This window comes from Sphingomonas sp. (genome assembly GCF_042095875.1).
Classification (GTDB): domain Bacteria; phylum Pseudomonadota; class Alphaproteobacteria; order Sphingomonadales; family Sphingomonadaceae; genus Sphingomonas.
Genome location: NZ_JBELMJ010000021.1, coordinates 1 through 19,461, shown reverse-complemented (window position 1 = coordinate 19,461; position 19,461 = coordinate 1). Strand labels below are relative to the sequence as shown.

General features: G+C 68.2%; 21 protein-coding genes. 11 read left to right on the top strand and 10 right to left on the bottom strand.

The annotated features are described in order from the left end of the window. Nucleotide 1: 1 nt before the first annotated feature. Both ACFDS6_RS09185 and ACFDS6_RS09180 read right to left on the bottom strand, forming a co-directional pair. Nucleotides 2-640 (bottom strand): hypothetical protein, encoded by a 639-nt coding sequence (locus tag ACFDS6_RS09185; protein WP_375271886.1) that lies wholly within the window; start codon nucleotides 638-640, stop codon nucleotides 2-4. Next, on the bottom strand, nucleotides 640-1,590 hold the full coding sequence (locus ACFDS6_RS09180) for a cation diffusion facilitator family transporter (protein ID WP_375271885.1): 951 nt from the start codon (nucleotides 1,588-1,590) through the stop codon (nucleotides 640-642). The genes ACFDS6_RS09185 and ACFDS6_RS09180 overlap by 1 nt, the downstream gene beginning before the upstream one ends. Before the next feature lie 101 nt (nucleotides 1,591-1,691). On the opposite strand from ACFDS6_RS09180, the gene ACFDS6_RS09175 reads away from it, so the two are divergent. Further along, nucleotides 1,692-3,656: a CocE/NonD family hydrolase gene (locus ACFDS6_RS09175; RefSeq protein ID WP_375271854.1), complete on the top strand. Its 1,965-nt coding sequence runs from the start codon at nucleotides 1,692-1,694 to the stop codon at nucleotides 3,654-3,656. A 3-nt stretch (nucleotides 3,657-3,659) separates the two neighbouring features. Here the strand turns inward: ACFDS6_RS09175 and ACFDS6_RS09170 are convergent, their stop codons facing one another. Genes ACFDS6_RS09170 through ACFDS6_RS09155 form a run of 4 tightly spaced genes read right to left on the bottom strand, consistent with a single transcriptional unit; the run spans nucleotide 3,660 to nucleotide 5,738 of the window. Next, nucleotides 3,660-4,325, bottom strand: coding sequence for a DUF2490 domain-containing protein (locus ACFDS6_RS09170; RefSeq protein ID WP_375271853.1), 666 nt, complete (start codon nucleotides 4,323-4,325; stop codon nucleotides 3,660-3,662). Next, nucleotides 4,322-5,272 (bottom strand): aldo/keto reductase, encoded by a 951-nt coding sequence (locus tag ACFDS6_RS09165; RefSeq protein WP_375271852.1) that lies wholly within the window; start codon nucleotides 5,270-5,272, stop codon nucleotides 4,322-4,324. Before ACFDS6_RS09165 ends, ACFDS6_RS09170 begins: the two co-directional genes overlap by 4 nt. Further along, nucleotides 5,269-5,457, bottom strand: coding sequence for a hypothetical protein (locus tag ACFDS6_RS09160; RefSeq protein ID WP_375271851.1), 189 nt, complete (start codon nucleotides 5,455-5,457; stop codon nucleotides 5,269-5,271). The genes ACFDS6_RS09165 and ACFDS6_RS09160 overlap by 4 nt, the downstream gene beginning before the upstream one ends. Further along, nucleotides 5,457-5,738 carry an entericidin EcnAB gene (locus ACFDS6_RS09155; protein WP_375271850.1) on the bottom strand — a complete coding sequence of 94 codons (282 nt, stop codon included), beginning with the start codon at nucleotides 5,736-5,738 and terminating at the stop codon, nucleotides 5,457-5,459. The genes ACFDS6_RS09160 and ACFDS6_RS09155 overlap by 1 nt, the downstream gene beginning before the upstream one ends. A 107-nt stretch (nucleotides 5,739-5,845) precedes the next feature. Between ACFDS6_RS09155 and ACFDS6_RS09150 the strand changes: the two genes are divergently transcribed. From ACFDS6_RS09150 to ACFDS6_RS09130, 5 genes are all read left to right on the top strand, one after another. Continuing rightward, entirely contained in the window at nucleotides 5,846-6,805 is a 960-nt protein-coding gene (locus ACFDS6_RS09150) for an ArsR/SmtB family transcription factor (protein WP_375271849.1), read from the top strand. Next, complete coding sequence (gene metF, locus ACFDS6_RS09145) at nucleotides 6,802-7,737, top strand: methylenetetrahydrofolate reductase [NAD(P)H] (RefSeq protein ID WP_375271848.1); 936 nt, start codon at nucleotides 6,802-6,804, stop codon at nucleotides 7,735-7,737. The genes ACFDS6_RS09150 and metF overlap by 4 nt, the downstream gene beginning before the upstream one ends. Continuing rightward, nucleotides 7,734-8,780, top strand: coding sequence for a homocysteine S-methyltransferase family protein (locus ACFDS6_RS09140; RefSeq protein ID WP_375271847.1), 1,047 nt, complete (start codon nucleotides 7,734-7,736; stop codon nucleotides 8,778-8,780). The genes metF and ACFDS6_RS09140 overlap by 4 nt, the downstream gene beginning before the upstream one ends. Before the next feature lie 130 nt (nucleotides 8,781-8,910). Next, nucleotides 8,911-11,583 carry a methionine synthase gene (metH, locus tag ACFDS6_RS09135; RefSeq protein ID WP_375271846.1) on the top strand — a complete coding sequence of 891 codons (2,673 nt, stop codon included), beginning with the start codon at nucleotides 8,911-8,913 and terminating at the stop codon, nucleotides 11,581-11,583. Between the two features lie 23 nt (nucleotides 11,584-11,606). Further along, nucleotides 11,607-11,753 (top strand): DUF2256 domain-containing protein, encoded by a 147-nt coding sequence (locus ACFDS6_RS09130; RefSeq protein WP_375271845.1) that lies wholly within the window; start codon nucleotides 11,607-11,609, stop codon nucleotides 11,751-11,753. Nucleotides 11,754-12,055: 302 nt separating this feature from the next. On the opposite strand, the gene trmB is transcribed toward ACFDS6_RS09130, so the two are convergent. Further along, nucleotides 12,056-12,736 (bottom strand): tRNA (guanosine(46)-N7)-methyltransferase TrmB, encoded by a 681-nt coding sequence (gene trmB, locus ACFDS6_RS09125; protein ID WP_375271844.1) that lies wholly within the window; start codon nucleotides 12,734-12,736, stop codon nucleotides 12,056-12,058. A gap of 181 nt (nucleotides 12,737-12,917) precedes the next feature. On the opposite strand from trmB, the gene ACFDS6_RS09120 reads away from it, so the two are divergent. Both ACFDS6_RS09120 and ACFDS6_RS09115 read left to right on the top strand, forming a co-directional pair. Beyond that, nucleotides 12,918-13,700, top strand: a complete 783-nt coding sequence (locus ACFDS6_RS09120) for a formate/nitrite transporter family protein (protein WP_375271843.1) — start codon at nucleotides 12,918-12,920, stop codon at nucleotides 13,698-13,700. Then, complete coding sequence (locus ACFDS6_RS09115; RefSeq protein WP_375271842.1) at nucleotides 13,697-14,308, top strand: phosphatase PAP2 family protein; 612 nt, start codon at nucleotides 13,697-13,699, stop codon at nucleotides 14,306-14,308. The genes ACFDS6_RS09120 and ACFDS6_RS09115 overlap by 4 nt, the downstream gene beginning before the upstream one ends. Nucleotides 14,309-14,347: 39 nt before the next feature. Here ACFDS6_RS09115 and metK read toward each other — a convergent pair whose 3' ends face one another. Together metK and lnt are read right to left on the bottom strand one after the other, a co-directional pair. Beyond that, a complete protein-coding gene (metK, locus tag ACFDS6_RS09110) occupies nucleotides 14,348-15,565 on the bottom strand; it encodes a methionine adenosyltransferase (RefSeq protein WP_375271841.1) in 1,218 nt (405 codons plus the stop codon). Nucleotides 15,566-15,613: 48 nt separating this feature from the next. Then, entirely contained in the window at nucleotides 15,614-17,158 is a 1,545-nt protein-coding gene (gene lnt, locus ACFDS6_RS09105) for an apolipoprotein N-acyltransferase (protein WP_375271840.1), read from the bottom strand. Between the two features lie 161 nt (nucleotides 17,159-17,319). Between lnt and ACFDS6_RS09100 the strand changes: the two genes are divergently transcribed. From ACFDS6_RS09100 to ACFDS6_RS09090, 3 genes are all read left to right on the top strand, one after another. Then, nucleotides 17,320-17,751, top strand: coding sequence for a VOC family protein (locus ACFDS6_RS09100; protein ID WP_375271839.1), 432 nt, complete (start codon nucleotides 17,320-17,322; stop codon nucleotides 17,749-17,751). Further along, complete coding sequence (locus ACFDS6_RS09095; protein ID WP_375271838.1) at nucleotides 17,748-18,050, top strand: polyhydroxyalkanoic acid system family protein; 303 nt, start codon at nucleotides 17,748-17,750, stop codon at nucleotides 18,048-18,050. The genes ACFDS6_RS09100 and ACFDS6_RS09095 overlap by 4 nt, the downstream gene beginning before the upstream one ends. Nucleotides 18,051-18,127: 77 nt before the next feature. Next, the gene (locus tag ACFDS6_RS09090; RefSeq protein ID WP_375271837.1) at nucleotides 18,128-18,331 is read left to right on the top strand and encodes a hypothetical protein; all 204 of its coding nucleotides are present in this window, start codon (nucleotides 18,128-18,130) and stop codon (nucleotides 18,329-18,331) included. 228 nt (nucleotides 18,332-18,559) lie between these two features. On the opposite strand, the gene ACFDS6_RS09085 is transcribed toward ACFDS6_RS09090, so the two are convergent. Then, nucleotides 18,560-19,461, bottom strand: a 902-nt coding sequence (locus tag ACFDS6_RS09085) for a PQQ-dependent sugar dehydrogenase (RefSeq protein ID WP_375271836.1), incomplete at its 5' end; no start/stop codon positions are given.

Genomic DNA, 19,461 nt, shown 5'->3' with positions numbered 1-19,461 from the left:
ATCAATCGGTGCTGTCCGGCTTGCCCTTCATCGTGCCGGGGTCGGACACGGGCGCGTCGATCGGGCGCACGCCGTCGATCGGCGGCAGCGAGGCAAGGTAATCCTTGCCCACCTTGTCGATCACCGTGACGTGCCCGGCGTTGGCCTGCTCCACGGCGGACAGAAAGCTGGTCGGCTTCTTCATCAGCTTGCGGTGTTCGAGCCCGGTCAGCCCGCTCGCGCGCGCGGCCTCCTGCACGAAGTGGACGCAGTTGCGCTTGCCGAGATTGTAGGTGCTGTCGCCGGTCTTCTCGCTCCACCCGGCGATCAGGCGGAGCACCGCGTCATACTGCTGGTCGGTCAGCGTCACCGCGAAGCGCGCGTGGCTACCGTTCATGTAGCTGAGCTTGGGCGTCTCGACCCGTCCCTTGACGTTGCCGAACAGCAGCGCGGGCGTGACCGACTGCGCGGTGAAGCCGTAGCTCGCGTCGACCGCCTGCCCGCCGCGATCGGGCGTGCCGCGCAGCGTGAAGAAGGCGTGCGGAAAGTAGTTGCCGAAATCGCGATTCCAGAAGGTAATCGTCACCGCCGCCTGCGCGGGCAGCGCGGACACGAGCAGCAGCAGCGCCGAGAGGGTGCCGAACAGCCGGTGGACCATCATCACTGGCCGGTCGTCCGGTCCGGCGCCGCGTCGCTCGCCTTTTCCGGGCGGATGTAGATGGAGGAGAGCCGCGGCTCCTCCTTCTTTAACGCCTGCTCGATCTGCTCGATAATCGTTTCGCCTTCGCCCATGGTCAGATTGTCGTCGAAATCGGCGCTGATCGCAACGAAGATGCTGTCGGGCGCGGTGTGGATCGTGCGGACATGGTTGACCGCGGTAATCGCCGGGTGCGCCGACACCGCCTCGCGCACGCGCGCGACCACGCGCGGCTCGGCGCGCTCGCCGATCAGCAGTCCCTTCGCCTCGCGCGCGAGCAGCACCGCGACGATGCCGAGCACGCCGCCGATCGCGATCGAGGCGTAGCCGTCAATCCGCGGGTCGCCCAGCGCGTGGCTGACCCACACGCCGGCCCCCGCGATCAGCAAGCCGGCGAGCGCGGCCGAATCCTCGAACAAGACAATGAAGCCCGCCGGATCCTTCGACTGATGGATCGCCTCCCACCAGCCGAGGTCGCCCTTCGACGCCTTGAACTCGCGCCGCGCGATCCACCACGACGACCCTTCGAGCAGGAACGACACCGCAATCACGACGTAGTTGATCGTCGGGTCGGACAGCGGCTCGGGCTCGATAATGTGGAGGTATCCCTCGTACACCGACACGCCCGCGCCGACCGCGAAGATCAGGATCGCAACCACGAACGCCCAGAAATACAGCTCGCGCCCGTAGCCGAACGGGTGCGCCGCGTCCGCGGGGCGCTTGGCGCGTTTTTGTCCGTAGAGCAGCAGGATCTGGTTTCCGCTGTCGACCACCGAGTGGACGCCCTCAGTCAGCATCGAGGACGAGCCGGTGATCCCGGCCGCGACGAACTTCGCCACTGCGATGCCGAGATTGGCGGCGAGCGCGCCGAGCAGGACGATGTTCTCGCGGATGCGCGCGGTGAGGTCTGACAGCGTCTGGGTTCCCGGATCAGTTCGGGCGTGTAAACAATTGTGTCGCCAAGTCGTTCAACGCCCGCGTTGCGGGCGCGGCTGCGGCGCGATACGCCTGCGCCATGACGCTTCGCCCCACGCTCGCCGCACTCGCGCTCTCCGCCGCCCCCTTCGCGCTCGGGCCGCTCGCCCACGCGCAGGACCGCGTGACGCCGATGACCCCCGACGTGGTCGCGTCCTACGAGCAGGTGCGCGCGCAGGCGGATTACATCAAACGCGTGGCCATGGTGCCGATGCGCGACGGCACGAAGCTGTACACCGTAATCCTGATGAAGAAGGGCACGCGTAACGGCCCGATCCTGCTGTCGCGCACGCCCTATGACGCGGCGGGGTCTACCGCGCGGACCGCGAGCCAGCGGCTGGTCGACATCCTGCCGGTGATGGATGCGGAGTTCGTCGACGACGGCTACGTCCGCGTCTATCAAGACATTCGCGGCATGCACCATTCGGAAGGCGAGTTCGTGATGACGCGACCGCTGTCGGGGCCGCTCAACGCGACCGGGATCGACGAGTCGACCGACGCCTACGACACAATCGACTGGCTGGTGAAGAACGTGCCGGAGGGGAACGGCAAAGTCGGCGTAATCGGCAGCAGCTATCTCGGTTTCACGACATTGATGGCGGAGATCAACCCGCATCCAGCACTCAAGGCGGCGATGCCGCAGAGCCCGATGGTCGACACCTGGATCGGCGACGACGATTTCCACAACGGCGCGTTCCGCGTCGGCACGCTCGATTACGCGGTGGAGATGAGCACCGGTCACGGCGACGCGGGCGCGAAGATCGCGCGCGGGGCAGGGGACGATTATACCACCTACCTGAACGCGGGGTCGATCGGCAACTATGCGCGGGCATGGGGGATCGAGAACTACCCCACCGTGCGCAAGGTGATGGAGAACCCGGCCTATACCGATTTCTGGTCGCTCCAGGCGGTCGACAAGTGGATGGCGGCTCGCCCGCTGACCGTGCCGACGATGCTGGTGGTCGGGCAGTGGGACCAGGAGGACAGCTACGGCGCGCCCGCGGTGTACGAAGCGTTGGAGCCGAAGGACACGGCCAACAACATGGTGTCGCTGGTGATCGGGCCGTGGCGGCACTCGGGCGTCAACCACTACGGCTACGAACTGGGCGCGCTGACGTTCGACGGCGACACCGCGCTGCAGTTCCGCCAGCGCTACATGAAGCCGTTCTTCGACCACTACCTGCGCGGCACGCCCGCGACGATCCCACCGGTGCTGACCTACGCCACAGGGGCGAACCGGTGGGAGGTGTCGCCCAAGTGGCCGATGGGCTCGGCGACGCCGCTGTACCTGGGCGCGAACGGCACCGCGTCGTTCGCGAAGCCGTCAGGCGCGGGCAGCACCAGCTACGTCTCCGATCCCGCCAGCCCGGTGCCGTTCCTGCCGCGCCCGATCGATATCGGCGACGGCGACCAGTGGAAGACGTGGCTGGTGCGCGACCAGCGCTTCGTCGCCGGGCGCCCCGACGTGGTCAGCTGGCAGACGGGCGCGCTCAACAAGCCCCTCCACATCATGGGCGCGCCGCTGGTCAATCTGTTCGCCGCCACCAGCGGCAGCGACAGCGACTGGGTGGTCAAGGTGATCGACGTCTATCCCGACACCCTGCCGGAACCCGCGAGTCAGGGATCGAAGCCCGCGATGACCGGGTACCAGCTGCCGGTCGGGATCGAAATCTACCGCGGCCGCTACGTCCACGGACGCGCGACGCCGGCCAAGCTGACGCCGGGCAGGGTCGAGAACTATCGTTTCGTGCTGCCCAACGTCGATCACGTGTTCCTGCCGGGCCACCGCATCATGGTTCAGGTGCAGTCGAGCCTGTTCCCGCTCTACGATCGCAATCCGCAGACGTTCGTGCCCAACATCTTCAACGCGCGTGCCGGCAACTACAAGGCGGCGACGCAGCGCGTGACGTGGGGCGGGGCGCAGGCGAGTGCGGTGCTGCTGCCGATCGTCGACGAAGCTGCGGCGGCGCAACTCACCCCGGCTCCGGTCAACTCGGTGCCCTGAGGATCAGAAGCGCCAGGCGAGCGTCACGGGAATGATGTTGTTCACATACGTGCGCCCCGGCCGGAACACGTGCTCGTTGTAATAGGCCACGTCAAGCGTTGCCCGGTCGGTCAGCTTGGTGGACAGTGTCGCGGTCAGGCGCAGCTGGTCGAGCGTGCGCGGCGCGTCGCTGCTGCGGTTTAGCGTCACGAACGGCTCGGCGGAGCCGGAGAGGTCGACCGAGTCGCTGACCGGCAGGACGAGGCGCACCTGCTGGCGCAGCCGCCACGCCATGTTGCCGCTGTTGCGAAAGAAGCGCGCCTCCGCGCGGGTACGCAGTTTCAGGTCGAGCGGACCGATCGAGCCGGCGCTCCAGTCGAGCTGCCCGGTCGCGCGCTGTTCTAGGCCGTTGCGGCGATCGTCGTTGAAGGTTTCCGCGCGAACGTAGCCGACCCACACAGTGACGTCGTCCGACAGCGCGCGTCCGGCCTGGAAGCGCAGGAGCAATTGCCGGTTCCGATTGTCCGTGGCGCTCCGTCCGGAAATGTCGCTGGCGAGCGTCCACCCCGGCGCCACGCGACCGGACAGCTGAAGCTGCGACCAGCCCTGTACGCCGCGCGCGGTGGCCGGCGCGGCGGCGAGCGCGGCGAGCAGCAGGCCGCCGGTCGCCGCGACGCGACGCGCGATCAAACGCCCGCGTCGGTCAGGCGCGCGAGCTGATCGTCGCTTAGCCGCAGGTCCATCGCGGGCAGGAGATCCCCGACCTGCGCCGCGCTGGTGGCGCTGGCGATCGGTGCGGTGACACCGGGCTGCGCGATCAACCAGGCGAGCGCGATCTGCGCGTGGGTGGCGCCGGTCTCCTCCGCGACGCGGTCCATCGCGGCGAGCATCGCCTGACCCTTGCCCTCCAGCAGATCGGTCATGCGTCGCCCACGCACGCTCTTGTTGAGGTCGTCCGCCGAGCGGTACTTGCCCGTCAGAAAGCCCGAGGCGAGACCGGAATAGGGCACGACGCCGATGTTATACTCGACGCAGTAGCTCTGCAGCTCGCCCTCGAACTTGGTGCGGCTGACCAGATTATATTCGGGCTGGAGCACCTGGTAGTGCGGCAGGCCAGCCTCACGCGCACACTCGATCCCGGATTTCAGCCGCGCGGCGTGGAAGTTGGACGCGCCGAGCACGCGCACCTTGCCCGCGTCGACCAATCTGGCGAACGCCTCCGCCACCGCGTCCTGCGGAGTGTCCTGATCGTCCTGGTGGGCGAAATACAAGTCAATGTAATTGGTGCCGAGCCGCCGGAGCGACGCCTCGCACGCCGCGACGATGCGCGCGGGTGCCAGCTTCTCGCCGTCCTCGCCCGGCAGCATCCCGACCTTGGTCGCGATCTGCACGCGGTCACGCTTGCCACCGTCGCGCAGCCACTCACCGATCATCGTCTCCGACTCGCCGCCTTCGTGCCCGTCGACCCAGGCCGAGTAGACGTCGGCGGTGTCGATCATGGTGCCACCGCCGTCGACGAAGGCGTCGAGCACAGCGAAGCTCGCCGCGCGGTCGGCGGTCCAGCCGAACACGTTGCCGCCGAGCACCAGCGGCGCGATCTTCAGGTCGGAGGCGCCGAGGCGTCGCAGGTCGGTCATTGTTCGTTCTCCACAGACGCGGTCACGTTGTCGCCCGCGTCCTTGAAGGCGACGCTGTTGGCGTCGAGCATCTCGGCGGCGCGGTTGAGGCGGGCGTCCTCGTCCGCGGTCAGCTGCCCCGGCTGATCGGGTGACGAGCAGGCGGCGAGCGCCGCCAGCACCGCCGCGGCGACGACCCGCCGCATCAGCGCCGCATCGCGTTGCCGGTGTCGGTCAGTGCCTCGCCAGTCGCGTCGGTGGCGGCATCCGCCGTGTTGGCGGCGGCGTTGCCCGCCCGGTCCATCGAGTTGGCGGCGCGGTCCAGCGCGGCGTCGCTCGCCGCTTGCACGTCGTTCACTGCATTGGCGGTCGTCGCGCTGGTGTCGGCGGCGACCGCGTTGGCCGCCTCCGCGCTCTCGTTCTGCGCGTTCTGGCTGCACGCGGCGAGCGAGAGCGTCGCGGCGGCGAGTGCGATGGCGTGTTTCATGCAATGTCCCCTTCGATGATTAGGGGTTCCAACGCAGCGACGCCGCGCTTGGCTCCGACGCACGACTTCGTTGACCGCATATAAAGATATCTTTATATCTCGATCTCATGGACGCCGCGCTGGACATCTTTCGTGCTCTTGCCGACAGCTCGCGGCTGCGGATCGTCTGCCTGTTGCGCACGATGGAGCTGTCGGTCGGCGAGCTGGCGCAGGTGCTCGGGCAGAGCCAGCCGCGCGTCAGCCGGCACGTCAAGATCCTGACCGATGCGGGGCTTGCCGAGCGGCGCAAGGAAGGCAGCTGGGTCTTCGTCGCGCTGGGTGACGAGGCGCGCGTCGCGCCCGTGCTCGCCGCGCTCGACGCGTGGGAGGCGGGCACGTCCGACCGGCAGGCGAGCGCGGACGCGGCGCGGCTGGCGGCGGTGCGCGCCGACCGCGCGGCGGCGGCGGCGGGCTGGTTCGAGAGCCACGCGCGCGAGTGGGACGCGATCCGCTCGCTCCACGTCGCGGAGGAGCAGGTCGAGGCCGCGATGGTCCGCGTGCTGGCGGGCGAGCCGATCGGGCGGTTGATCGACATCGGCACCGGTACCGGCCGGATGATCGAGCTGTTCGCGCGCGCCGCGACCACCGCGCTCGGCATCGATCGTAGCTCCGAGATGCTGCGTCTCGCGCGCGCGAAGCTGGGCGAGCAGGGGCTGGGCAATGCCGAGCTGCGCCAGGCTGATCTCTACGCATTGCCGCTGGGCGACGGCGGCGCGGACGTCGCGATCCTGCACCACGTGCTCCACTTCGCGCAGCAGCCGGGCGCGGCGATTGCGGAGGCGGCGCGGGTGCTGTCGCCCGGGGGACGGTTGCTGATCGCCGATTTCGCGCCGCACGACCGCGAGGAGTTGCGCACGCAGGACGCGCACACGCGGCTCGGCTTCTCCGACGCGCAGATCGAGGGCTGGTTTGCCGCCGCCGGGCTGATGCCCGCGCGGATCGAGACGCTCGAGGGTGGCGAACTGACGGTAAAATTGTGGCTCGGTCGCAAGACGGCGGGGCGCGCAGGCGAGGTGAAGGCGGCATGACCAAGCAGGTGAACGAAGCGGTGCTGGCGCACGACGGCCCGCTCTACGCCGACGTCGGCGGCGATATCGACGTCAGCTTCGAGTTCTCGCCGCCCAAGACCGACAAGGCGGAGGAAAATCTCTGGCAGTCGATCGCGACGCTCCAGCCGCTGTCCCCGCGTTTCCTCTCGGTGACCTACGGTGCGGGCGGGTCGACGCGCGACCGCACCCACGCGACGGTGGCGCGGATCGCGCGCGAGACCGACGTGCCCGCCGCCGCGCACCTCACCTGCGTCGAGGCGACGCGCGAGGAGCTGGACGCGATCGCGCAGGAATATTGGGCCGCGGGCGTGCGCCACATCGTGGCGCTGCGCGGCGACGCCCCCGCGGGCGCGGACGGCTACGCGCCGCATCCGGGCGGTTACGAGAATGCGGCGGCGCTGGTCGCTGGCCTGCGCCGGCTCCACCCGTTCGAGATCTCGGTCGCGGCCTATCCCGAGTGCCACCCGGACTCGCTCGACGCCGCGGCCGACCTCGACAATTTGAAGCGCAAGATCGACGCCGGCGCGAACCGCGCGATCACGCAGTTCTTCTTCGAGCCCGACACCTTCTTCCGCTACCGCGACGCGGCGGCGGCGGCGGGGATCACGGCGGAGATCGTGCCCGGCATCATGCCGATCGCGAGTGTCGCGGGCGTGATGAAGATGGCGGCGCTGTGCAACACCGACATGCCCGCGTGGTTGACCCGGTTGTTCGAGGGGCTCGACGACCGTCCCGCCGCGCGCCAGCTCGTCGCCGCGACCGTGGCGGCGGAACTGTGCCGCAAGCTCTACGCCGGCGGGGTCAAGCAATTCCACTTCTACACCATGAACAAGGCCGAGCTGAGCTTCGCGATCTGCCACCTGCTCGGCGTCCGCGCGAGCGATGGCCGAGAGGCGAGGGCGGCGGCATGAGTGTTCGCGACACATTCAACGCCGAGGCCGCCAAGCGCATCCTGATCACCGACGGCGCGTTCGGGACCGAGATTCAGAACTGGAAGCTGTCGGAGGCCGATTACGCCGGCACGTTGACGCTCGGCCACGATCAGAAGGGCAACAACGACATCCTCGCGCTGACCAAGCCCGAGGTCCCCGCCGCGATCCACCGCGCCTATTTCGAGGCGGGGGCGGACATCGCGGAGACTAACACCTTCTCCGCCAATCGCATCAGCCAGGCCGATTACGGTGCGGAAGGTCTGGTACGCGAGATCAACGTCCAGAGCGCGCGGCTCGCCCGCACGCTCGCCGACGAGTTTCAGGCGCGCGACGGCCGGCCGCGCTTCGTCGCCGGCGCGGTCGGGCCGACCAATAAGACGCTATCGCTCAGCCCGGACGTAAACGATCCGGGTTACCGCGAGATCGACTTCGATTACCTGAAAGACGTGTACCGCGAGCAGATCGACGCGCTGGTCGAGGGCGGCGCCGACTTCGTGCTGATCGAGACGGTGTTCGATACCTTGAATGCCAAGGCCGGCGTGATGGCGGCGATCGAGGCGGGTGCGGCGCTCGGGCGCGACTTGCCGATTATGCTGTCGATGACGCTGACCGATCTGTCGGGGCGCAACCTGTCCGGGCATACGGTGGAGGCGTTCTGGCACGCGGTGCGCCATGCGCGGCCGCTGACGATCGGGCTCAACTGCTCGTTCGGCGCCGAGCAGCTCCGTCCCCACGTCAAGACGCTGAGCGAGATCTGCGACACGCTGATCATGGTCTACCCCAACGCCGGACTGCCCAATGAACTGGGCGCGTACGACGAGGCGCCCGCGACGACCGCGGGGCTGGTCGGGCAGTGGGCTGAGGCCGGACAGGTCAACGTGCTGGGCGGCTGCTGTGGCTCGACGCCCGCGCACATCGCGGCGATCGCAGATGGTGTGCGGGGGCTCGCGCCGCGCATGGTGCCGGTGCCGGCGGTGCGCACCCGGCTCGCCGGGCTGGAGCCGTTCTTCATGGCCGCGTGACGCGCCTGGCCCTCTTCCCTCCGGGGAGAGGGTTGGGAGAGGGGATGCCCGGAAGCGCAGCCCTCCGTGAAACACTATTCCCTCACCTAATCCTCTCCCCGGAGGGGAGAGGGCTATACGAAGACCACAGATGACCAACACCTCCGCCAATTTCGTCAACGTCGGCGAGCGCACCAACGTCACCGGATCGGCGGCGTTCAAGAAGATGATCATGGCGGGCGACTATACGCGCGCGGTCGAGGTCGCGCGCAGCCAGGTCGAGAACGGCGCGCAGGTCGTCGACGTCAACATGGACGAGGGCCTGCTCGACGCGGTCGAGGCGATGACCACGTTCCTGAAGCTGATCGCCGCCGAGCCCGACATCGCGCGCGTGCCGATCATGATCGATTCGTCGAAATGGGAAGTGATCGAGGCCGGGCTGAAATGCGTGTCGGGCAAGCCGATCGTCAATTCGATCAGCATGAAGGAGGGCGAGGACGCGTTCCTCCACCACGCGCGGCTGTGCATGAACTACGGCGCTGCCGCGGTCGTGATGGCGTTCGACGAGACGGGGCAGGCGGACACGCAGGCGCGCAAGGTCGAGATTTGCGAGCGCGCCTACCGCTTGCTGACCGGTATCGGCTTCCCGCCCGAGGACATCATCTTCGACCCCAACGTGTTCGCGGTCGCGACGGGCATCGAAGAACACAACAATTACGGCGTCGACTTTATCGAGGCGACTCGCGAGATCAAGGCGCGCTGCCCGCACGTCCATATCTCGGGCGGGCTGTCGAATCTGAGCTTCTCCTTTCGCGGCAACGAGCCGGTGCGTCGTGCGATGCACTCGGTGTTCCTGTACCACGCGATCCCCGCGGGCATGGACATGGCGATCGTCAACGCGGGGCAGCTCGACGTCTACGACACGATCGACCCGGAACTGCGCACCGCGTGCGAGGACGTGGTGCTCAATCGCGATCCTGAGGCCGGCGACCGGCTGGTCGCGCTCGCCGAACGCTACCGCGGCACCGACGCAGTGGCGGAGAAGCAGGCGGCGGAGTGGCGCGGGCTGCCCGTGACGAAGCGGCTGGAATACGCGCTGGTCAAGGGCATCGACGCGCACGTCGTCGACGACACCGAGGAATGCCGGCAAGCGTTCGCGCGCCCGATTGAGGTGATCGAGGGTCCGCTGATGGATGGCATGAACGTCGTCGGCGACCTGTTCGGGTCGGGCAAGATGTTCCTGCCGCAGGTCGTCAAGTCGGCGCGCGTGATGAAGAAGGCGGTCGCGCACCTGCTGCCGTTCATCGAGGCGGCGAAGGAGCCCGGCGCCAAGGGTAAGGGCCGCGTCGTCATGGCGACCGTCAAGGGAGACGTCCACGACATCGGCAAGAACATCGTCGGCGTCGTGCTCCAGTGCAACGGTTTCGAGGTCGTTGACCTTGGCGTGATGGTGCCGTGGTCGAAGATCCTGGAAGCCGCAAACGAGAATGACGCCGACATGATCGGGCTGTCGGGCCTCATAACCCCCTCGCTCGACGAGATGGTAACGGTGGCCGAGGAAATGCAGCGAGCGGCGATGACCATGCCGCTGCTGATCGGCGGCGCGACCACGTCGAAGGTACACACCGCGCTGCGCATCTCGCCCGCGTACAAGGGGCCGGTCGTCCACGTGCTCGACGCCAGCCGCGCGGTCGGCGTGGCGACGACGCTCGTCTCCGACACGCAACGCGACCCGTACGTCGCGCAGGTCGCGGCTGATTATCAGGCGGTGCGCGACGCGCGCGAGGGGAAAGGGCAGAACGCGCTGCTGCCGCTCGCCGAAGCGCGCCGGCGCGGGTTCAGGACTGACCCGGCGCTGAAGGCACCCGCGGTGCGGCAGCCGGGCGTCCACGTGTTCGACAACTGGGACCTGGCCGATCTGGTCGGGTACATCGACTGGACGCCGTTCTTCCGCGCGTGGGAACTCGCCGGCACCTATCCCGCGATCCTGTCGGACGCGGTCGTCGGGGAGAGTGCGACCGGCCTCTACGAGGACGCGCGCACGATGCTCGACCGGATCGTCGCGGAGAAGTGGCTCACCGCGCGCGGCGTCGCGGGACTATGGCCGTGCCATCGCCACGACGACGACGTGTGGGTGCACGACCGCCACAGCAACGATCGCCGCAGCCCCGACGGCGCGACCATTCCCGAAGGGTTCAGCGTCCCCGACCTGGATCGCCGCAACGAGCATTCGACCCGACTGCCCTTCCTGCGCCAGCAGATTGCCAAGCGCGAGGGCCGCGCCAACATGTGCCTCGCCGATTTCATCGACCCCGCGGGCGACTGGATCGGCGGCTTCGCGGTCGGCATCCACGGCATCGAGCCGCATCTGGCGGCGTACAAGGCGGCGCACGACGACTATAACGACATTTTGCTCAAGGCATTGGCGGACCGTCTGGCGGAGGCGTTCGCCGAACGACTGCACCAGCACGTCCGCACCGACCTGTGGGGCTATGCCAGCGGCGAGCAGATGACCAACGAGGCGCTGATCCGCGAGCAATATCGCGGCATCCGTCCGGCGCCCGGCTATCCGGCGTGCCCGGAACACTCGCTCAAGCGCACCTTGTTCGACCTGCTGGAGGCCGAGGCGAATGTAGGGCTGGAGTTGACCGAGAGTTTTGCGATGCTGCCCACCGCGGCGGTCAGCGGCTTCTACTTCGGGCACGCGCAGGCGGAGTATTTCGGCGTCGCGCGGATCGGAGAGGACCAGCTGGAGGATTACGCGCAGCGTCTCGGCGTCGATCGCGAGCGCGCGACACGGCTGCTGCGCCCGAACCTCGACTGACGCTCGCGCGTTGGCGGTCCACGATGGTGCACAAGAAGCTCAATCTGCCGACCAAGACCTGCCCGGTGTGCGAGCGCCCGTTTGCGTGGCGCAAGAAGTGGGAGCGCGACTGGGACAACGTGATCTACTGCTCCGACCGCTGCCGACGCAATGCGGCTGCGAAGCGGTAGCAACAAGACAATTGCAGTTGCATATTTTGCATGCTGATAACGATCACATTGCACTTGCGTCGGTTGCTGCTGCGATGCACAAAGGGCGTGCCTTTCAGGCATCCTCTCCTAAAAACTTTTACAGGCCGGGTCTTCCCGGCCTTTTTTTTGGTTTCGCGCTGGTTTACGCGATCAACGTAGCCGCAACCCATAATAATGCGCGCAGGAGGATGTCGCCGGTCGGACCGGCGTTGCGAGGGGGGGTGAGCGGCGTACCGGCCGCTCACCCGGAGTACCCCGGCGAGACGCGCCGGCAGCCGCAATCACTGCCTTATGTAGCGGAAATACCAGACTTCGTGCCCGTAGCGGCGCGCCTTGCGCTCGTAGCGCGTTTCCGGCCAATCGTCGGGGCGATCGAGGAAGTCGTGCGGGCCCTGCGCCTGCCACGCGAAATCGCGGCGCTGGTTCATGATCATCATCGCCCAGCGGCAGTAGATCTCGTCGTCGGTGCCGAGTCGGAACTCGCCCCCCGGCTTCAGCTTGGCCGCGATCAGGTTCATCGGCCCGTGGTTGACCAAGCGGCGCTTGGCATGCCGCGCCTTGGGCCAGGGATCGGGATGGAGCAGGTAGACGCGCTCCAGGCTGGCGTCGGGCAGGCGCTCGATCACCTCCAGCGCGTCGCCCATGTGGACGCGGACGTTGTCGAGACCCGCGTCGCGTACGTGGCCCAGCGCACCGACGACGCCGTTCAGGAACGGCTCGCAGCCGATGAAGCCGGTATCCGGCGCGGCCTTAGCCTGCTCGGCGAGATGCTCGCCCGCGCCGAAGCCGATCTCGACCTGCAGCGCGCGCGCATCGCCGAACAGGCGTTCGGCAGTCAACGGACCCTCGCTCGGCACCGCGACGCGCGGCAGCATGTCGTCGACCAGAGCCGCCTGTCCGGCGCGCAGCACATGGCCTTGCCGGCGTCCGTAGAGCCGGCGGATCGTGGTGGGATCGTTCATCTGCGCGCGCCTAACCGGTGTTGCGGCAAAACGGAACGGACAGAACATGCGGCAGCGCTGGCGGAAGGCGATCGCACACCCGTTCGGCGGTCCTGCAACCCTGATCCCGCTCGCTTGTTCAGGAACAATGCCAGACCCTAGCAAATCCGCGCTCAACAGCGATCGGAAAGAAGTCGATGACTTGAAGGCGGCCGACGCCAAGGAGGTCCACCGCGCCGTTCGCGAGGAGGGCGAGGAGGAGGTTAACCGACCCGCCGCGTCGCTCCTGTGGTCGGGTCTGGCCGCCGGCTTCGCGATCAACGCGTCGCTGCTCGCCGAGGGCGCGCTCGAGGCGCACATCGAAGAGAGCAGCTGGCGGACCCTGGTGGTGTCGCTCGGCTATCCGCTGGGATTCGTGATCGTCATCCTGGGGCGAATGCAATTCTTTACCGAGTCGACCATCACCGCGATGCTGCCGCTGGTGACGAGTCCGTCGTGGTGGACGCTCAAGCGGACATTGCGGCTGTGGCTGCTGGTCATTCTGGCGAACCTCGCGGGTACCGCGCTGACCACCTTGGCGCTGACGCAGCTTCCGATGATCGACGCGTCGCTGCGCGACGGCATGGTCAGCGTGTCGGAGGCGATCCTGCGCCACGACGCGGCGGCCACCTTCTGGACCGCAATTCCCGCGGGCTTCATGATCGCCTCGATCGCCTGGATGCTGCCCAACGCGCGTGAGCAATCGTTCCTCGTCATCTTCGCGATCACCTACGCGGTGGGCGTCACCGGGCTCAGCCACTCGGTGGTCGGCTCGGCCGAGGCGTTCACGCTCATGTGGACCGGGCACGTCGACGTGGCGGGCGCGCTGTTCTCGCTGATCGCGCCGGCGGTGATCGGCAATCTGATCGGCGGGGCGGGGCTGTTTGCTGTCTTGGCACACGGGCAGGTGCGGCCAGAGATGCCCGACGGCGGGTCGGACCAGTGAGCCTCAGCCGAGCGGTCGAGCAGGCCGCCGCGACCGAGCATCACCTGCTCGAACCCGTGCTGGCGTTGCAGGACAGCGCGCTGGTTCGAGCGCTCACGCCCTTGTGCAAGCTGGCCGACGAGACGCCGCTGATGCTGGCGAGCGGTGCGACGCTGCTGACGGGCGTGATGCTGCACCGGCCCCGCGTGGCACGTCTGGGCGTGCGCATGCTCGCGGCGCACCTGATCGCCAACGCGGCCAAGACGGTGCTGAAAGGAAGCGTCGATCGCCTGCGCCCCAACGCGGTCGAGGACGCGCCCGAGATCAGGCCCGGTAGCGGCACCGACGACAAGGCCGCGAATGCCTTTCCATCCGGCCACACCGCCGGCGCGCTCGCGGTGGCGCAGGCGGTCGCGCACGAGTGTCCGCACAACGCGACGGCCGCGCGCGTGGTCGCGACACTCGCGGGGGCGACGCAGGTCCCGCGCGGCGCGCATTACCTGAGCGACGTGGTGAGCGGCGCGGCGATCGGCTGGCTGGCGGAACGGATCGCCGGTCACGCGCTCGCCCTGACCGAGCGCGTCATACGCGATCGGATGGTCGCCGCGAGCGCGCCCTCCGATCGCTAAACGAACCAAAGGGCGGGCTCGTCGGCGTGGACGCTCAGGTCAGGCGACCGCCGCCTTGAGTTGGTCGACCAGGTCGGTCCGCTCCCAGGTGAAGGTATCACCCTGCGGCTCGCGGCCGAAGTGGCCGTAGGCGGCGGTCTTGGAGTAGATCGGCGCGTTGAGCTTCAGATGCTCGCGGATGCCCTTGGGCGTCAGCCGGACGAGCTTGGGCAGCGCCTGCTCCAGCGCCGCCTCGTCCACCGTGCCGGTGCCGTGCAGGTCGACGTAGACGCTCAGCGGCTCGGCGATGCCGATCGCGTAGGACAGCTGGATCGTGCAGCGCTTGGCGAGCCCCGCCGCGACGACGTTCTTGGCGAGGTAGCGCGCGACGTAGGCGGCCGAGCGGTCGACCTTGGTCGGGTCCTTGCCGCTGAACGCGCCGCCGCCGTGCGGGGCGGCGCCGCCGTAGGTGTCGACGATGATCTTGCGCCCGGTCAGCCCCGCGTCACCGTCCGGCCCGCCGATCTCGAACGCGCCGGTCGGATTGATGTAGATCGCGGTATCGTCACCCACGAAACCGTCGGGCAGCACGTCGCGCAGCACCCCGGTGACGTAATCCTTCAACTGCGCGTATTTGGCGGCGTCGGCGTTGTCGCCCTTCTCACAGAAGCCTTTCTTGTGCTGGGTCGAGACAACCAGCGCAGTCGCCTTGGTCGGCGTGCCGTTCTCGTAGTGCAGCGTCACCTGGCTCTTGGCGTCGGGTTCCAGAAACGGCGCCGCGCCGGAGTGGCGGTCGGCGGCCATGCGCTCGAGGATCTGATGACTGTAATATAGCGTCGCCGGCATCAGCCCCGGGGTCTCGTCGGTCGCGTAACCGAACATGATGCCCTGGTCGCCCGCGCCCTCGTCCTTGTTGCCGGCCTCGTCGACGCCCATCGCGATCTCGGCCGACTGGCCGTGCAGGTTGTTCGAGAAGTCGAACGTCTCCCAGTGGAAGCCGTCCTGCTCGTAGCCGATACGCTTGACCGTCTCGCGCACGGCCTGCTCAATCTCTTCCTCAATGCCCGGCGCCCAGCCGCCGTTCTCGTACACGCCCTTGCCGCGGATTTCGCCCGCCAGCACGACCTTGTTGGTGGTGGTCAGCGTCTCGCACGCGACGCGCGCCTGCGGGTCCTTGGACAGGAACAGGTCGACGATCGCGTCGGAAATCTGGTCGGCGACCTTGTCGGGATGGCCCTCGGAAACGGACTCAGAGGTGAACAGGAACGACTGGCGCATGAGGGCTCCGCAACAGATAACGATATAAAGATAGCTTTATGTGACCTCCTATCGCGTGCGGCGACGCAGGACAAGAGCGGCGGCGACCAGCGCCGCCGCGACGATCGCGGCCATCAGATTGCCGGCCCGCGCGAACAGGGTCGGCGGGGCAGGCGGGGGCAGCGCCGCCTCGATCGCACCCGCTTCCATGTGCGGTACGGTGGCGAGCAGCGTGCCGTCCGCCGCGATCACCGCCGAGATGCCGGTGGGTGTCGCGCGCACCACCGGCAGCCCTTCCTCGATCGCGCGCATCCGCGCCTGCGCGAGGTGCTGCGGCGGGCCCCAGCGGCCGAACCACGCGTCGTTCGACGGGTTGAACAGCAACCGCGGTCGATGCGTTGGGTCGACCACCCGTCCGGAGAAGATGATCTCGTAGCAGAGCTGCACGCCGATCGCGCCGAAGCCGGGCGTGTCGAGCGTGCGCGGCCCCGGTCCGGCGATGAAGTCGAAATCGCCCGGCACCAGCCGCGCGAGGCCGAGCGGCTTCAACAGCCACGGCATCGGCAGATACTCGCCGTAGGGCACGAGATGCGCCTTGTCGTAGCGCGCGGCGATGCGCGCCTCGGGCGTGATCGCGAACACCGAATTGTAGCCCGCCGTGATGTCACCGGTGCGATCGAAGGTCAGCCCCGTTCCGCCGGTCAGCAGCAGGTCGCGCGGGCCGAGCAGCGCGGCCATGCGCTCGCGGATCAGCGACGGGCTACGATCGCCGTAGACCCAGGTCGGGTAGCCGTCCTCGATGAAGTCTCGCACTACACCTTCGGGCCACAGCAGCAGCCGGGGCGCTGCGCCGGGGCGACCGGAGAGCGCGGATAGGCGTTGCAGCATCATCTCGCCGTCGCTCTCGCCGCGCTCGTCCTGCGCGACGTTGGGCTGGACGACGACCAGGCGCGGTGTGGTTTGGGTGAGTGCTGGTGCCGTGGCGCGGTAGCTGAGCGCCTGTGAAATCAGCAGGGCAGCGATCGCACCACCGCAAGCCAACATCGTTGATCGGCGCGGCATCACCAGCACCGCGCCCGCCAGCACAACCGTCAGCCCCGACAGCCCGTACGTGCCCACCCATCGCGCCAGCAGCGCCACCGGCTGCACCGGCACCCAGATGACGCCGAGCGGGTCCCAGGCGTAGCCGGTGAACATCCAGCTGCGTACCCACTCGGTCGCGATCCACGCCGCCGCGAACAGCATCACCCAGGCGAGATCGACGCGCCGCGCGCGGAGGCGCCACGCGATCGCGGCGGTCAGCGCCGGGTACACCGCCAGGTAGAGCGCCAGCGCCAGCGGCGCGACGTAGCCGAGCACCGGCGGCATCTTGTCCTGGAAATCGAACGCGTGCTGAAACCAATTGTCGTTGATCGTGAAGTGCCCGACGCCGAACACCCACCCGCGCCACAAAGCCGTCTTCCACGTCGGCGCGTCGTGCACCAGCCACATCCACGCGGCGAAACACGCGAGCGTCAGCACAAACAACTGCAAGGGGGCGAAACCGCACGCCGCCGCCGCGCCGAGCAGCAGCGCGGCGAACGCGGGATAGCGGCGGGCAAACGTCTGCAGCACGATCTTCCTTCGATGCCGCAGCGCGCGGCGGGTCTCGCCGCGCTGTTTGCGCGAGGCGAGGGCAGGGTACAAGCGCTGCGACCCACGGGCGGGCCCGAGCGCCGCCGATCACCCGCGAACGCGAGGGTGACGCCGCGCTGGGGAGCTACTAGGATGCGGCCATGCTGCGCCCCTTTCACCTCGCCTTCCCGGTCCACGATCTCGCCGCCGCGCGCGCCTTCTACGCCGGCGTGCTGGGCTGCCCGGAAGGGCGATCGAGCGACGAGTGGCTCGACTTCGACCTGATGGGTCATCAGATCGTCGCGCACCTCGACCCCGCGGCGAAGCCGGTCGCGGTCGCGAACGAGGTCGACGGCCATCACGTGCCGGTGCCGCATTTCGGCGTCGTGCTGACGATGGCCGACTGGCAGACGCTGGCCGAGCGCGTCCGAAGCGCGGGCGTGCCCTTCGGCATCGAGCCGCACGTCCGCTTCAAGGGTCAGGTCGGCGAGCAGGCGACGATGTTCTTCCGCGATCCTTCAGGCAACGCGCTCGAGTTCAAGGCGTTCGCCGACGACGCGATGTTGTTCGCCACACAGGAGACACCGGCATGAGCCAGCCGATCGAAGTCGATCTGCCGCACCGCCTCGGCAAGGCAGCCGCCAAGCAGCGGATCGAGGGCGGCTTCGGCAAGCTCGCGGGCTTCATCCCCGGCGGGCACGTCGCAGAGCATCACTGGAGCGGCGACACGCTCAACTTCGTCGCCGAGGGCATGGGGCAGCGCGTCGCGGTGCGGCTCGACGTTGCGGAGAGCAACGTCCACGCGTCGTTCGAACTGCCCGGCTTCCTCGCGATGTTCGGCGACCAGCTCCGCGCCAAGCTGCAGAAGGAAGGCCCCAAGCTGCTCGAGTAGCGAATTACCTCCACTTCGGAGGTACCCGCAACCATGCCGAGGTCCGTTCGCTCGACGATGCAAAGGACCTTTGTTGTATGCGTGACATGATAATTCCGGTGCTGGATACCCCGGCGCCGACCCTCGCTGATCCGGCGGAGCGAGCTGGCGCGGCGTCTACGCTGGCGCTGCATCGCGAGGTGCTCGAGACGATGCGGCTGACGATCGCGAGCAGTGCGCATCCCAGCTGCGCCTGCTGCCACGAACTCGCCGCGGCGCTCGATCGCTACCTGATCGCCTGATCGTACGGGACGCGGCGGGATCGTCGCCGTCGTTGCAGTAACGCCGTGCCGATCACCACCGGCGCCACTCCGATGAGGGACGCGGCATCGTACCCGATGCCCGATCCGAGCCAGCCCATCGCTGCATACTGAGTAGCCTTGGCCAGCGCGACAGTCGCTACGTTGAAGGAGAGTGCACCGAGCGCGCGACGTGCCAGGCCAGCCGAGCGGGCCGGCACCCCGCGCGCGTCAGCGCACCGGCGCGGCCGGCTGTGCCGCGCTCACCCGCCAGATCGTGTTGCCGACATCGTCCGCCACCAGCAGCGCGCCGCGGCCGTCGGGCTTGACGTCGACCGGACGGCCGTGCGCCTCGCCGTCGGCGTTGACGAAGCCGGTCACCACGTCGATCGGCTTGGCACCCTTTACCGGCCAGCCCTGCGGCGTGAACGGCACGAACACGACCTTGTAGCCCGACAGCGGCTTGCGGTTCCACGACCCGTGCTCGCCGACGAACGCGCCACGCGCGAAGCGGTCGCCCAACCGCGTCTCGTTCGCGAACGACAGGCCGAGCGCGGCGACGTGCGGCCCGAGCGCGTAGTCGGGACGCTTGGAATATTGCTGCAATTCCGGGTTCTTCGGCTCGACGCGCGGGTCGGGGTAGCCGCCCCAGTAATACCACGGCCACCCGAAATGGTCGCCGAACTCGACCGCGGTCAGGTAATCGGGCGCGAGGTCGGAGCCGAGCATGTCGCGCTCGTTGACGACGGTCCACAACGCGCGCGTGTCGGGATGGAGCACCATGCCGTTCGCGTTGCGCAGGCCCGCGGCGTAGACGCGGAACGTCTTCTCCTTCGGGTAGACCTGCAGGATCGCCGCGCGGTTACGCTCCTTGTCCAGGCCGTTCTCGGCGATGTTCGACGACGACCCGACCGACAGATAGAGCGTCCGTCCGTCCTCCGACGCGATGACGTTGCGCGCCCAGTGGTTGCCGCCACCGGGGTAGCGCACCACCAGCTCGGGCTTGGCGTCGATCTTCGTCGCACCGTTGGTGTAGGGCACGCGCACCAGCGAGTCGGTGTTCGCGACGTAGAGCTGACCCTCGAACAGCACCATGCCCGACGGCGAGTTGAGGCCGGTCATGAACGGCGTCT